At 72.3% G+C, this 13,563-nt stretch carries 13 protein-coding genes; all 13 read left to right on the top strand.

Features of this window, described 5'->3' with window-relative positions:
• Positions 1 to 98 precede the first annotated feature (98 nt).
• Positions 99 to 1,628, top strand: a complete 1,530-nt coding sequence (locus tag ACIPEK_RS13735; protein WP_401994852.1) for a phage tail sheath family protein — start codon at positions 99 to 101, stop codon at positions 1,626 to 1,628.
• A 39-nt stretch (positions 1,629 to 1,667) separates the two neighbouring features.
• Entirely contained in the window at positions 1,668 to 2,108 is a 441-nt protein-coding gene (locus ACIPEK_RS13730) for a phage tail protein (protein ID WP_401994849.1), read from the top strand.
• Positions 2,105 to 2,599, top strand: a complete 495-nt coding sequence (locus ACIPEK_RS13725) for a hypothetical protein (protein WP_401994847.1) — start codon at positions 2,105 to 2,107, stop codon at positions 2,597 to 2,599. The genes ACIPEK_RS13730 and ACIPEK_RS13725 overlap by 4 nt, the downstream gene beginning before the upstream one ends.
• Positions 2,596 to 2,754, top strand: coding sequence for a DUF6760 family protein (locus ACIPEK_RS13720; RefSeq protein WP_003966147.1), 159 nt, complete (start codon positions 2,596 to 2,598; stop codon positions 2,752 to 2,754). Before ACIPEK_RS13725 ends, ACIPEK_RS13720 begins: the two co-directional genes overlap by 4 nt.
• A gap of 2,482 nt (positions 2,755 to 5,236) precedes the next feature.
• Positions 5,237 to 5,764, top strand: a complete 528-nt coding sequence (locus ACIPEK_RS13715; RefSeq protein WP_401994845.1) for a hypothetical protein — start codon at positions 5,237 to 5,239, stop codon at positions 5,762 to 5,764.
• A gap of 62 nt (positions 5,765 to 5,826) precedes the next feature.
• Complete coding sequence (locus tag ACIPEK_RS13710; protein ID WP_266430804.1) at positions 5,827 to 6,252, top strand: phage tail protein; 426 nt, start codon at positions 5,827 to 5,829, stop codon at positions 6,250 to 6,252.
• A 60-nt stretch (positions 6,253 to 6,312) separates the two neighbouring features.
• Positions 6,313 to 7,035 (top strand): LysM peptidoglycan-binding domain-containing protein, encoded by a 723-nt coding sequence (locus ACIPEK_RS13705; protein WP_401994841.1) that lies wholly within the window; start codon positions 6,313 to 6,315, stop codon positions 7,033 to 7,035.
• The gene (locus ACIPEK_RS13700; RefSeq protein ID WP_401994838.1) at positions 7,032 to 8,798 is read left to right on the top strand and encodes a VgrG-related protein; all 1,767 of its coding nucleotides are present in this window, start codon (positions 7,032 to 7,034) and stop codon (positions 8,796 to 8,798) included. Before ACIPEK_RS13705 ends, ACIPEK_RS13700 begins: the two co-directional genes overlap by 4 nt.
• A gap of 61 nt (positions 8,799 to 8,859) precedes the next feature.
• Complete coding sequence (locus ACIPEK_RS13695) at positions 8,860 to 9,177, top strand: PAAR domain-containing protein (RefSeq protein ID WP_383068594.1); 318 nt, start codon at positions 8,860 to 8,862, stop codon at positions 9,175 to 9,177.
• Positions 9,174 to 9,599 (top strand): GPW/gp25 family protein, encoded by a 426-nt coding sequence (locus ACIPEK_RS13690; protein ID WP_114242526.1) that lies wholly within the window; start codon positions 9,174 to 9,176, stop codon positions 9,597 to 9,599. The genes ACIPEK_RS13695 and ACIPEK_RS13690 overlap by 4 nt, the downstream gene beginning before the upstream one ends.
• Positions 9,599 to 11,560, top strand: a complete 1,962-nt coding sequence (locus ACIPEK_RS13685) for a putative baseplate assembly protein (RefSeq protein WP_401994834.1) — start codon at positions 9,599 to 9,601, stop codon at positions 11,558 to 11,560. Before ACIPEK_RS13690 ends, ACIPEK_RS13685 begins: the two co-directional genes overlap by 1 nt.
• Complete coding sequence (locus ACIPEK_RS13680) at positions 11,557 to 12,120, top strand: phage tail protein I (RefSeq protein WP_383068590.1); 564 nt, start codon at positions 11,557 to 11,559, stop codon at positions 12,118 to 12,120. Before ACIPEK_RS13685 ends, ACIPEK_RS13680 begins: the two co-directional genes overlap by 4 nt.
• Positions 12,121 to 12,526: 406 nt before the next feature.
• Positions 12,527 to 13,300 carry an NADase-type glycan-binding domain-containing protein gene (locus tag ACIPEK_RS13675; protein WP_401994831.1) on the top strand — a complete coding sequence of 258 codons (774 nt, stop codon included), beginning with the start codon at positions 12,527 to 12,529 and terminating at the stop codon, positions 13,298 to 13,300.
• Positions 13,301 to 13,563: the final 263 nt, after the last annotated feature.

The following is a 13,563-nucleotide window of genomic DNA, read 5'->3' as shown; positions in this document are numbered from 1 at the left end:
GCGCCGTTGCCCCGTGTCCAGGACTCTGAGGCCTACTGTCCGCCACGGCCGCCGGGCAAGACTGAGCGGCGAACGAATGACCACCCGAAGGAGCGAGCATGCCGTCGTACCTCACCCCCGGTGTATACGTGGAGGAGGTGCAGTCCGGAGCGCGGCCCATCGAGGGAGTCGGCACCGCGGTCGCAGCCTTCGTCGGTTTCGCGGAGACCGGCCCCTTCCACCAGCCGACGCTGGTGACGAACTGGGACCAGTACGTCCAGACCTTCGGTACCTTCACCGCCGACACATACCTGACGCCCGCGGTCTACGGCTACTTCGCCAACGGCGGCGGCGCGGCCTACATCGTGCGCATCGGTGGCCCCGCACAGGACTCGGGGCAGGGATCCGCCGCCGAAGCGGCCCCACCCACCGCCATCGGAGGTTTCCTGGTCTCCGCACGACCCGGTACGAGTGGAGACCTCTCCGTGGAGGTCGCCGACGCCGAGGGCGAGAACCCCCCGGAGGACCGGTTCCGGCTGCTGGTGCGGCAGGCCGGCAAGGTGGTGGAGACCTACGACGTCTCCACCCGCAAGAACGTCAAGGGCTATCTGGTCGCCCAGACCCGCCAGTCCAAGCTCATCCAGGTCACCGAGCAGCCTGGCGCGACCCCGGCCCGCCCCGAGAACCAGACCCTCTCCCTCGCGCCCACCGCCGCAGCCCCCGCAGCCGGTGTCGCACGGCTCGACCCGGCCGAGTACGTCGGCGACGCCGCCGCCCGTACGGGGTTCGCGGGTCTCGAAGCGATCGACGAGATCACCATGGTCGCCGTCCCGGACCTGATGAGTGCCTACCAGCGCGGGGACATCGACGCCGAGGGCGTCAAGGCCGTCCAGCTGGCGGTGATTTCGCACTGTGAGCAGATGGGCGACCGGGTCGCTGTCCTGGACACCCCGCCGGGCATGAACGCCCAGCGCGTCCGTACCTGGCGCAACGACGACGCCGGTTACGACTCGCGCTACGCGACCGTGTACTACCCGTGGCTCAAGGTCTTCGACCCGGCGACCGGCCAGAACTCCCTGGTACCGCCGAGCGGCCACGTCGCCGGTGTCTGGGCGCGCAGCGACGGTGAGCGCGGTGTGCACAAGGCCCCCGCCAACGAGGTCATCCGCGGTGCGCTGGACCTGGAGATCCGCCTCAGCAAGGGCGAGCAGGACCTGCTCAACCCGATCGGTGTCAACTGCGTGCGTGCCTTCCCCGGGCGCGGCATCCGGATCTGGGGCGCACGTACCCTCTCGTCCGACCCGGCCTGGCGCTACCTCAACGTACGCCGCCTATTCAACTACCTGGAGGAGTCGATCCTCCTGGGCACCCAGTGGGTGGTGTTCGAGCCGAACGACGACCGCCTGTGGTCGAGCATCCGGCGCAACGTCACCGCCTTCCTCACCGAGGAATGGCGCCGGGGCGCCCTCTTCGGCCGCACGGCCGAGGAGGCGTTCTACGTCAAGTGCGACCGCGACAACAATCCGCAGGAGTCGATCGACCTCGGCCAGGTCGTGTGCGAGATCGGCGTGGCCCCGGTGAAGCCCGCGGAGTTCGTGGTCTTCCGTCTCGCGCAGTTCTCCGACAGCACCAGCCTCGTCAACGAGTGACCCAGCAGGGTCCGCAAACGGAACAGGTGACACAGAGTCATGGCAGAGGGCGACGCTCTTTCCACCCACGTCTTCGGCGTGCAGCTCGGCGGCTATCTCGTCGAGTCGATCCAAGAGATCAGCGGCCTGACCGTCGAGGAGGAAGTCGTCGAGGTCCGTCAAGTGACGGCCGAGGGCAAGCAGATCATCCGCAAGCAGCCCGGCGCACGTCAGGCGGGCGAGGTGACGATCACCCGCGGACTCGACAAGAGCAGTGAGTTCACCAAATGGATCAAGGAGACGCTCAACAACGGGGCCGTCGACACCGCGCGCCAGAACCTGACCATCGAGATCAAGGACTCGAAGGGTGAGACGGTCCGGCGCATCCAGCTGATGCAGGGCTGGGCCAGCAAGTGGGCGGGGCCCTCGCTGAAGGCCGGCGAATCCAGTGCCGCCACCGAGACGGTGACCATCACCTTCGAGGAGATCGTGGTCGAATGAGGCGCAGGACCGTTACGTCGGGCGGGCTCGACGAAGTCCTCGACAGCCTCGCAGCCACCCCGCCCGCTGCACAGGAGGCTGCCCCCGCGCCGCCTTCGGCCCGGGACCGGGACCAGCTGGAGCTGCGTACGGAGTTCGAGTTCGAGCTCCCGCGCGGTTACGTCGACGACGAGGGCCAGGTCCACCGGCGCGGCTCGATGCGGCTCGCGACGGCACGGGACGAGCTGCGCCCACAGATCGACCTGCGGGTGAAGGAGAACCCGGCGTACCTGTCCGTGGTGCTGCTGAGCCAGGTGATCACCCAGCTCGGCACCATCACCGATGTGCACGCCGGGGTCGTCGAGCGGATGTACGCCACGGATGTGGCGTTCCTCCAGGACTTCTACCGCCGGATCAACAGCGAGGGCCACACGCATGCCGCGGTGACCTGTCCGCTGTGCCACGGATCGTTCGAGGTGGACCTCTCGGGTGGGCGCCTGGGGGAATCGTGACGTACGCGCTTCCCCGATTGCGGGAGGAGATCGCGTACGTCGCCTACCACTTCCATTGGCAGCGCGAGGACATTCTCGACCTCACCCACGGCGAGCGTCAGCAGTGGGTGCGGGAGATAGCGCGGATCAACACCCGCGTCAACGAAGGCGGGTGATCGTGTGGGATTCGGAGACTGGTTCCGCCGAGGGGACCGGCAGCAGCCCGGAACGCCGTCCCCGGGCGGAGCCGGAGCCGGCACCGGGCACGCTCCGGAACCGGAGGCCGACCGGAGCGACAGCGGGGCCGGTCGGCGGGACGGCGACTGGGACGGTGGCTGGCGGCAGGTCGCGCCCCCGCCGATGACCGTCGCCCGCTCCTCGATCGGGGTGAGTGACGGACTGCGGTTCAGGGACGGCCTCGCCTCGTGGCAGAACCTCGCGTTCGGGAGCGAACTCGGCCATGCCGTACTGCCGTCCGCGCCGGTGGGCCTCATCCATGGCGTCGCCCGTCCGGGCGGCGCGCGTTCCGAGTCTCCCGGCGGACCGCTGCTGCTGCGTGCCGCCCGGACCGGAACGGAGGAGGAGGCGAAACCTGCGGCGGGCCCGACAGCTGCCACGGCGGGCGACGCGACCGGCAGGGGCCGGGCCGGCGGAAAGCCGGGCCCTGCAACCGTCCAACGGTCGAGCGGTACGACGTCCGCCCGCTCCTCGTCCCCCCGCTCCTCGTCTCCCCGTTCCTCCTCCCGTTCCTCCTCCCGTTCCTCCGGGGGCACGGCGTCGGCCGCGACTCCGGGTCCCGCTTCGGGCCCGGCCGCCGCGTCAACGTCGCAGCATCCCGCGGACACCGCACCGGCACCGGTCTCGACGCCGGCCGCGGCTCCGGGTCCCGCTTCGGGCCCGGCCGCCGCGTCAACGTCGCAGCATCCGGCGGACACCGCACCGGCACCGGTCTCGCTCCAGCGGGCCCGGCCCGCGGCCGTACGTCCGCGGCGGACTGCCCCGCCCCTGATCATCGCCCGGCGCCCGGCGATGGCACTGCGGCACATCGACGGGATCCTGCCGGCCACGGCCTCCGCACCGGACGCTCCCGTCACCGCCAGCACCGCGGTGCAACAGGGCGCGTCGCAGCAGACCGTGCCCGTGCGGCCGGACGGCTCCGGCGAGGCTGCACCCGCCGCCCCGCCGGGCGCCGCACCACCAACGGACCGCACCACCGACCGTCCCGCCACCCCAACGGTGCGACCCGCCCTGGGCCGGCCCCTGCGGGAACTGCCCACCGGAGCCGTAACTTCCGGCCCGGCAACGCGGAACGAGGTCGTCCCGTCCGCGCCGGAAGGGCAACAGGCAGCGGGCATGCCCGTGATTCAACGCCAAGTATCCGACGCGGCAACCCCTGCGGCGACGACCACGCCTTCGCAGGAGGCGACGCAGCCGGCAGTGCGTCAGCCATTGGTGCGTCAGCCTTCGGCCCCGGAAGCCCGGTCCCCGGAACCCCGGTCCCCGGAGGTCCGGTCCTCGCAGCCGCCACAGCCCGATAGATTCGGATCGCAGGCTCGTGCCCGCGGCGGGATCGGTACCCCCCTCCCGTCGCTTCCATCGACAGCCCGGCTCCGGACCGACGCGCCGCTGCTCGGTGACCGCCGTCGGACACAGGCGGGAACCACGGGTCCGCAGCAGGCAATGACGTCGGCGGGCGATCCTGTGGCACCCCCGCCCTCCGCACCGGCCGAGCCGATGCCGAAGCCCGTGAACGCGCCCGCCGAGATGCCGGTGCGCTCGTCCCCCGTTCCTGCTCGGACCAGTGGCTCCGCACCTGAACCTGCGGCTGTCCAGCGCGTAGTGGACGCCACGCGCGCGAGCACCCCCATGGCCACCTCTTCTCCTTCCCCTTCCGCTCCCGCTACGCCGGTACGTGTCCGGAGGATCACCCCGGAGCGGGAGCAGGGGCGGGCATCCGGGCCTGCCGCCCGCGCAGGGGAGCCGACGCCCGCCGTCCAACGGTCGCGAGCCCTGCTCGCGGGCAGGGCCCTGAAGGTGAGCACCGGCTCCAGCGAGGGCTTTTCGGCGCCGGCGGCAGGGAACGCATCCCGGCCGGTCGTGGCAGCCACCTGGCGCCGTGATGTCCAGCAGCCGGGGCCCGATGAGCCGTCGCCGGGGCCCGGGAGCACGCGGGCCGGGGAGCACCGGACGCCGACGGGTGCCGCACCCGGGCCGGTACTTCCTCACCCGCGCACCCGCCCCGCCGAAGCCGCTTCGCCGCGCCGGCCCCGGGCGACCGGCCCCGGGCCGGCGCCTGAGGGGCCGGCGCCCGGTGGCACCGTCCAACGCCTCGTGTCCGGGAGCCCGTCGCCCGGCACCACTCGGAGCGGGATGCCCTCGGGCCGGACGCCCGCCGGTGACCCCGCTCGCGTTCCGGGAGCCGGAGCTGGGACCGGCGCCGACCGGACGGGGCGCGGACCGGGGGTCGGCGGCTCCCTCCTACGGCTCGTGCAGCGTTCGGTACGCGGCGGCGCGACAACGCCCCCGTCCCGCCCCGAGGACCGCCCGCCGGAGCAGCAGCCCGCGGAGTCACACACCGCCCGCCGCCCCGGCCCGATGCCCCTGGCACCACGCCCCGCACACTCAACCCCGTCGGCGGCCCCCTCCACAGCACACTCCGTGCCGTCTGTGCCGTCCGCCGCTCAGCCGGTTCCGGTCGTGCGCCCGCATCCGCCCGCACCGGACCGGCCGGGAGCGGCCGCCGTGCCCGTACAGCGGATGGCGCTGCCGGTGGTGCCCGAATCCGGCGCTCCCATGGCCACCGGGCCGGAGGCCGGAGTCGGTTCTCCCCCTCCCGGACCTCCGGGCCTTTCGGTACGGGTTCCGCAACGCGCACCCGCTCCGGCCGCCGGAGCCGGCGTCTCCGGGTCCGCGGCCGAGGTGCTTCAACGCGCGGCGGCGAACGCCGGAATCAGCGGTGTTCCGGTGCGGGCGGCCCCGGTGAAGCGCTCCATGCCGTCGGGAGGGACCGGGCCGGCCGGATCGGTCGAACCGGCCACCGCGGAAGCTCCGGCCGCGAACCGGGTCACCGGGGCGGACATCGAGGAGCTGGCCCGTCGTCTGCTCGATCCGGTGAGCCGGCTGATCCGCGCGGACATGCGCAGAGGGCGGGAGCGTACCGGGCGGCTGTACGACGGCCGCCGCTGACAGCGGCCCGAACGGCTGGGCACGGCACGGCACTTGGAAACAGCAGAGAAGAAGAGAAGCACATGACGGACAACATCTTCGCGACGAGCGTGTTCTTCAAGCTCGTCATCGGGGGCAGTGACCTGGGGGCCTTCCACACCTGTTCGGGTCTGGGCGCCGAGGTGGAGATGGAGCAGTACGCCGAGGGCGGCAACAACGGTTTCACCTGGCAGCTGCCGGGGCGGATCACCTGGACCAACATCACGCTGACCCGCCCCGTCACGGCCGACACGCTCAAGATCGCGCGGTGGCTGAACGAGACGATCCAGCGGGTCGAGCCCAAGGACGGCGAGATCGTCGCGCTCCGTCCGGACCTCAGCCGCATCATCAGCTGGCAGGTGCACGGCATCGTGCCGGTCCGCTGGCAGGGGCCGTCCTTCGACCCCGCCAGCTCGCAGGCGGCGATCGAGACGCTGGAGATCGCACACGAGGGCCTGGAGCCGTCTTGACGAGCCGTCATCTCCCCTAGCAGGTACAGGTATCGGAGAAGATCGGGAAGGAGGAACGCAATGTCACCCGCTGTCCGCACGAGCCGTGCTCGCGCCCAGCTGACCATCATGGAACCGCCGGCGACCGTCGGCGCCAAACCGGGCGGGAATCTCGCCCGGCTCACGTTGCAGTTCAACCCCGCGAAGCTGTCGCTGAGCAAGAGCACCGAGTGGCGGCGTACGCCGTCCCGGATGGCCGGGCAGTCCGCGCTGCCCGAATTCGTGGGCAGCGGGCCCCGGTCGTTGTCCCTGGAGGTCTTCCTGGACGCCACCGCCACCCATGACAACTCGGTGGAGAAGGCGGTGGAGCAGCTGATGACGGCGTGTGTACCCACCCCGAGCAGCCTGGCCCGCAAGACACCCGCCAGCCCCTGGGTCCGCTTCGACTGGGGCACGTCGAAGACGACCTCGTTCGACGGCGTACTCTCCAACCTCTCTGTCTCATACACCCTGTTCGACGTCGACGGGAAACCGCTGCGCGCCACCTGCTCCCTGTCGATCGAGGAGGCGAGCGTCGATCCGGCCGGCCAGAACCCCACGTCCGGCTCGCGGGAGGCACGTCGTACCCACCGGGTCGTAGCCGGTGACAGCCTGCCGCTGCTGGCCTGGCGGGAGTACGGCGACGCCACCGCGTGGCGCACGATCGCGGAGGCCAACGACGTGGACGACCCGATGCAGTTGATCCCCGGCAGTGAACTGGTCGTGCCCGGACTGGAAGATCACGCCCCGGAGGGCAGCCGATGACCGCCCCCGGCCGCTCCTTCGCCGCGGATCCGATCGTCGAGGCCCCCGGCGAGCTGCCTCCGGCCTGGGCGGCCCAGCTGGTGAGCTGCGTGGTGGACGAGAACGTCGGTCTGCCGGACACCGCCGTGCTGACGTACCGGGACCCCGATCACAAGCTGCTCACCGCCACCGGTCTCACCATCGGCAGCCCGCTGAAGATATCCGTGGTCACCGTGCAGGAGCGGGTGCGCGAGCGGCTGTTCACCGGTGAGGTCACGGCGGTCGAGCTGGACAGCGACACCACCGGTTCGTTCACGGTGGTCCGCGCCTTCTCCAAGGCCCACCGGCTCCAGCGCGGTCGGAAGGTGGTGGCCTACCGCAACATGAAGACCGCGGACATCGTCCGCAAGGTCGCCGCGGGTGCCGGGCTGGCCTGCGGACGGATCGAGGCCGCGCCCATCACGTACAAGCAGCTGACCCAGCCCAATGTCTCGGACTGGGAGTTCCTCCAGTACCTCGCGGGCGAGAGCGGTGCGCACGTGCGGGTGGACGACAAGGGTCTGCTGCAGTTCGTGAAGCCGAAGCCCGCCGCGTCGGCCCCCTCGCCCGCCACTTCCGCCACCCGCCACCCGATGGTCCTGGAGTATGGGCGCAATCTGCTGGCTCTGCGGGCCGTGCTGACCGGTGCGGACGGGGCGGACAGCGTGGAGGTGCGCGGCTGGAACGTCGACACCAAGACACGGCTGGTGGCCCGGGAGCAGTCCATCCGCAGCGACACGGTGTCCCCCGGGATGAGCCCGTCGCTGGTGGCCGGGGCGTTCGGCGCGAACGCCCGGATGACGGTCACCGACACCCCGTACCGGACCCAGGCCGAGGCCAGGGCCGTGGCCGGTTCGGTGGCCGCTTCGGTGAGCTCCGGATTCGGCGAGATCGAAGCGGTCGCCGAGGGCAATCCCCAGTTGCGGGCGGGCGAGCCGGTGGCCCTCGGCAACGTCGGGCCCGCGTTCGCCGGGCGCTACACGGCGACCGCCGCACACCACGTACTCGAACCGAACGGCGGATACCGCACAACCGTGCTGGTGAGCGCGGCGCCCGACCGCTCGCTGGCGGGACTGACCAGTGGCTCGAACGCACCCTCGCGCGGCCCGCGCATGCCTGGTCTGGCCATCGGCGTGGTCACCGACATCCGCGAGGGCAAGGCCGAACGCGGCTGGGTCCGGCTGAAGTTCCCCTGGCTCGACGACACCTATGTGACCGACTGGGTCCGTACGGTGCAATGGGGCGGCCAGGGCGGCGGCGGAGTGTTCAGCCCCGAGGTCAACGACGAGGTGCTGGTCGGGTTCGAGCAGGGCCTGCTGGACAGCCCCTATGTGCTGGGCGGCCTCTACAACGGGGTCGACAAGCCCTCGCCCCACGACGTTGCGCTGGTCGACCCGACCAGTGGCAAGGTCAACCGCCGCTCGCTGGTCTCCCGATCCGGGAACCGGCTCGAACTGCTGGACGCCCCGCGCGGACCGTCCGGTGTCCGGCTGGCCACCGGCGACAAGCGGCTCGAAGTCACGCTGGACGAGCGGCGGGGCGAGATCGCGCTGACGGTGTACGCCCCCGGCGGCACCCGGGCGCTGAGCTCCGTGACGCTCTCCGCGTCGGGTATCACCCTCGACGCGGGTGCGGGCGACGTGAACATCAAGGGCAGCTCGGTGACCGTCAACGGCAAGACGGGGGTCACCATCGACGGCGGGTTGCTCGCCGTGCTCAAGGCCAAGCTCATCAAGATCAACTGACGACCCTGCCATCCATCCGATGTCCCCAGAAGTCCCTTTCCCAGCAAGGAGAATCCCGGCCATGCCCCCCGCAGCCCGCACGGGCGACAGCACCGCCCACGGCGGCCTCATCGGCACCCCGCCCCCGGGTGCGGTGGCCGTCGCCACCGTGCTGATCGGCGGTCGGCCCGCGGCCGTCGCCGGGAGCCTGCACGTGTGTGTCGTCCCCCCGCACGCCGCGCTCGGGCCGGGGAATGTGATCATGCCCAACCCGGCCGCCGCGGTCACCGGTCAGGTCCTGATCGGCGGGCTGCCCGCCGCCCGGATGCGGGACACCACCACCTGCGGCGCGCCCATCATCAGCGGTGCGCCGAACGTACTGATCGGGGGCCCGATGTGAGCGGCGGCGGGTTCATCGGACGCGGCTGGGGCTTCCCGCTGCGGGTCGGCGCCACGGGCGGCATCGGCATGGTCGAACGGGACCGGGAGATCGAGGAGGCGATCGGGCTGGTGCTCGGCACGGCGCCGGGCGAGCGGCCGATGCGCCCGGAGTTCGGCTGCGGCATTCACGACTACGTCTTCGCACCCGGTGACGGAGCCACCGCCGGTCGCATCGCGCACGAGGTCCGCACGTCGCTGGAGCGGTGGGAACCGCGCATCGAGGTGACCGACGTGGTGATCGCGTTCGACGCCATCGAGGAGGGCACCCTGTACATCGACGTGCACTACACCGTGCGGGCCACGAACGACCTGCGCAACCTCGTCTTCCCCTTCTACACCATCCCGTCCTCCGAGGGATCCGAAGAATCGGGAGTGCGCTGATGGCCCTGCCCTCACCCAACCTGGACGACCGGCGCTTCCAGCAACTCGTCGACGAGGCCAAGCGGTACGTCCAGCAGCGCTCTCCCGAGTGGACCGACCACAACGTGTCGGACCCCGGGGTCACGCTCATCGAGACGTTCGCGTACATGGTCGACCAGCTGCTGTACCGGCTGAACCGGGTACCGGACAAGAACTACTCCGCCTTCCTCGACCTGCTGGGCGTCACGTTGTTCCCGCCGTCGGTGGCGCGGGCGGAGGTCGACTTCTGGCTGTCCGCGCCGCAGCCGGAGACCGTGCGGCTCCCGGCGGGTACGGAGGTCGCCACCTCACGTGGCGAGGCGGAGGAGGCGGTGGTGTTCTCGACCTCCGACGACCTGTCGATCGTGCCGAGTTCGCTGGTCCGGCTGGTCACCGCGCCGGTGTCGGGCGACCAGACGGACCGCACCGCACCGCTCGGCGCCGGCAAGGACATCCCGTGCTTCCAGCCCCGGCCGGAGCCCGGTGACGCCCTGCTGTTCGGGCTGCCCACCGCCGTGCCCCGGTGCATCGTCGCCGTACGCCTGGACAGCCGCGTGGAGGGCGTGGGCGTCGACCCGCGGCAGCCGCCACTGGTGTGGGAGGCGTGGGACGGTGCCCGCTGGGTCACGTGCCAGACCGGCACCGACAGCACCGGCGGGCTGAACAGGCCCGGCGAGGTGATCGTGTTCGTCCCGGCCGGACACACCGCGTCGGTGACCGCGGGTACCCGGGCGGGATGGCTGCGCTGCCGGGTCACCGCGCCGGAACCGGGCCAGCCGTTCTACTCCGAGTCTCCGACGATCCGGGAGGCGGAGGTGTTCACCGTCGGCGGCACGATGGACGTCGAACACGCGGAGACCGTCCTCGACGTTGCGCTCGGCATCTCCGAGGGTGTCGCCGGGCAGAGGTTCTCCGTGAGCAGGGCGCCGCTGATGCTGGACGGGGAGCCGCCGGTCGTTCAGGTGTCCTCCGCGGAGGGCTGGCAGGTCTGGACCGCCGTGGAGCACTTCGGCGCCTCCTCCCCGAACGACCGGCATGTGCGGATCGACGCCGTCTCCGGCGAGTTCGCGTTCCCGCCGGAGGTACGCGAGCCGGACGGGACGATGCGCGCGTACGGGGCGGTGCCCGAGAAGGGCGCGCAGCTGCGGGTTCCCCGCTACCGTACGGGCGGCGGGGCGGCCGGGAACGTCGCGCGGGGCGCCATCTGCGTGCTGCGCAGCTCGGTGCCGTACGTGGCGGGCGTGGAGAACCGTGAGGCGGCCCGGGGCGGGGTCGACGGCGAGACAGTGGAGAACGCGAAGGTCCGGGCGCCCAACATCCTGAGGGTGCAGGAGCGGGCGGTCACGGCCGGGGACTACGAGGTCATCGCCCGCGAGGCCGCACCTTCCCTGCGCAGGGTCCGGTGCCTGCCCGCCGTCGCGGGCGAGGGCGGTGCGGTGCGGGTCCTGGTGGTGCCCGACGCGGTCGCCGACGAGGGTGGGCAGCTGCGGTTCGAGCAGCTGATCCCGTCGGACTCCGTGCTCTCGGCGGTCGCGGCGCGGCTCGACGAACGGCGCCTGGTCGGCACCCGGCTGGTGGTGGAACCGCCCTCCTACCAGGGCGTCACCGTGGTCGCCAGCCTGGTGACGGCCGGTGGTGACGTGGACCGGGTCCGCGCGGAGGCGCTCGCAGCGCTGTTCCGTCATATCGACCCGCTGCGGGGCGGAGTGGAGGGGACCGGGTGGCCGTTCGGCAGGCCGGTGCAGTACGGCGAGGTCTTCGCCGTACTCCAGGGCGTGCGCGGTGTGGGTCTGGTGGAGGAGGTACGGCTGTTCCCCGCGGACCCGATCACCGGCCGGCGCGGGGCGGCGGTGGAGCGGATCGACGTCGCCCCGGGCGCCCTGGTCTTCTCGCATCAGCATCAGGTCGTGGTCACCGCGAGCGGGGCCGGTGACGGCTCATGACGAGGGCTGCGGTACCCGGGCTCGCCAGCCGCTATCCGATCGGCGGGCTGCTGCCCGCGCTGTACGCGGACGACGACCTGGCCCAGCGGTTCACGGCGGGCCTCGACACCGTCCTGGCGCCCGTCCTGTCCACCCTGGACAACCTTCCCGCCTACTTCGATCCGTCTCTGGCCCCGGCCGACTTCCTGCCCTGGCTGTCGTCCTGGGTGGCGGCCGATGTCGATCCGGCGTGGCCCGAGGGGCTGCGGCGGGCCGTGATCGCGCGCGCCGTCGAGCTGCACCGTTGGCGCGGCACCCGCCGCGGCCTGGTCGAACACCTCCGGCTCTGCTTCGGCGTGCATGCCGATGTCCAGGACGGCGGCGGCGTCGCGTGGTCGTCCGAGCCGGACGCGGAACTGCCCCCGGCTCCGACCGGAGAACTGCTGGTGCGGGTCTGGGCGGTGCGCGGGGGGCCGGTGGACGCGAGCCGCGTCCTGGACGTCGTCGCGGCCTCGTGCCCCGTACACCTCACGTGCCGGGTGGAGATCCTGCCGGGCCCGCCAGACGAGACAGGAGGCTGACGCGATGCGCTCGTGTCCGGCGTGCGGTACGGCCAACGGCGAGGACGACGACTTCTGCGGGAACTGCGGTTCCTATCTGGGCTGGTCCTCCCGGGCCTCGCGGAATCCTCCCGCCGCCACGGAACCTGAAGGCCCAGCAGAACCCGCAGGCCCGGCAGGCCCGGCAGCCGAGCCCACGACCGGTGCTCCAGCCGTTCCCGCGACCGGTGCCGCCCCGGAGACCGCGGGTCCCCCGGCCGAGGCCCCGCCCTCTGCGCGCCCCGAGCCGCCGGTGGAACCGATGCGTTCGCGCACATCGGAACCTGCCGGGCCGCCCCCCGCAGAGCCCGCCCCGGCCCCGGAACCGCCCCCGCGACCGGCACAGCCCGCCCCCGTACGGCCACAGCCACCGGCACCGGAAGCGCCCGTGGTCGCGGTGCAGCCGGCCAAGCCGATCGCCCGGCGGCCCGTCGTAAGGCCCGTGGTGGCGGGCGAGGAGCCGGACGGGCCACCGTGCCCGGCGTGCGGCACCCCGAACCTGCCGGGACGCCGGTTCTGCCGGCGCTGCGCCGCACCGCTGTTCACCCGCGAGCAGCCGGCGCCGCTGCCGTGGTGGCGTACGGTGTGGCCGTTCCGCCGCCGGGTGAGAAGAGGATCGGGCCGGGCGCTGCGGCGGACCGTGCTGGTGCTGGTGGTCGTCGGGCTGCTGTTCGCGGGCTTCCTGCTCCTGCCGGCCGGGCGCTACGTCTTCGAGGACGTGCGGGACAAGCTCGGCGGAACGGCGGAGATCAGCCCGACCGGCGTCACCGCGAGCGCACACGCTCCCGGCCATCCGGCGTCCGCCGCCGTCGACGGACTGACCAATAAATACTGGGGGGCACCCACGCTCGGCTCGTCGCTGACGTGCACCTTCGACAAGCCCTTCCGGCTGGTCGGCGTCGTGGTGTACTCCGGTGTGTCGAAGGAGCCCCAGGAGTTCCGGCAGGGGGCCAGGCCCACCCGGGCCGATCTGATCGTCACCACGGCGGATGGCGAGGTCCACGAGAAGGCGTTGACACTCGCCGACAAGCCGGGCCCGCAGACGGTACGGACCGGCATCAGCGATGTCGTCTCCGTCCGGCTCGTGCTGAGGGCCGCGTCCGGCCAGGGCGAGGGGCGGCCGATCGCGGTCGGGGAGGTCGAGTTCTTCAAGCGCAGCTGAGGGCGGGTGCCGTCCGGCAGCAGACCGGGCGGCGTCGCTCCGGCCTGTTCAGCCGTCCAGGGTGATGGACGCAATCGCGCCGATGAACCCATCGATCGTGGCCCGCGCTTCTCCGGCTTGTCGGGCTCGAGGAGCTTCGCCCGGCGCTCCGTGATCCGCAGGCCCGGTGGACGGCGGCCGCGCCCAGGTGGAGACCGACGTGTCCGGAGCGCCGTCCGGGGCGGGACAGCGCCAGCTCACGCACCGGGGCGCCCGCCGAGCGG

Origin of the sequence: Streptomyces sp. NPDC088246, assembly GCF_044741025.1 — a bacterium.
Taxonomy (GTDB): domain Bacteria; phylum Actinomycetota; class Actinomycetes; order Streptomycetales; family Streptomycetaceae; genus Streptomyces.
Note: the sequence above shows the minus strand (reverse complement) of the source record. Positions and strands in the feature narration are given on the sequence as shown.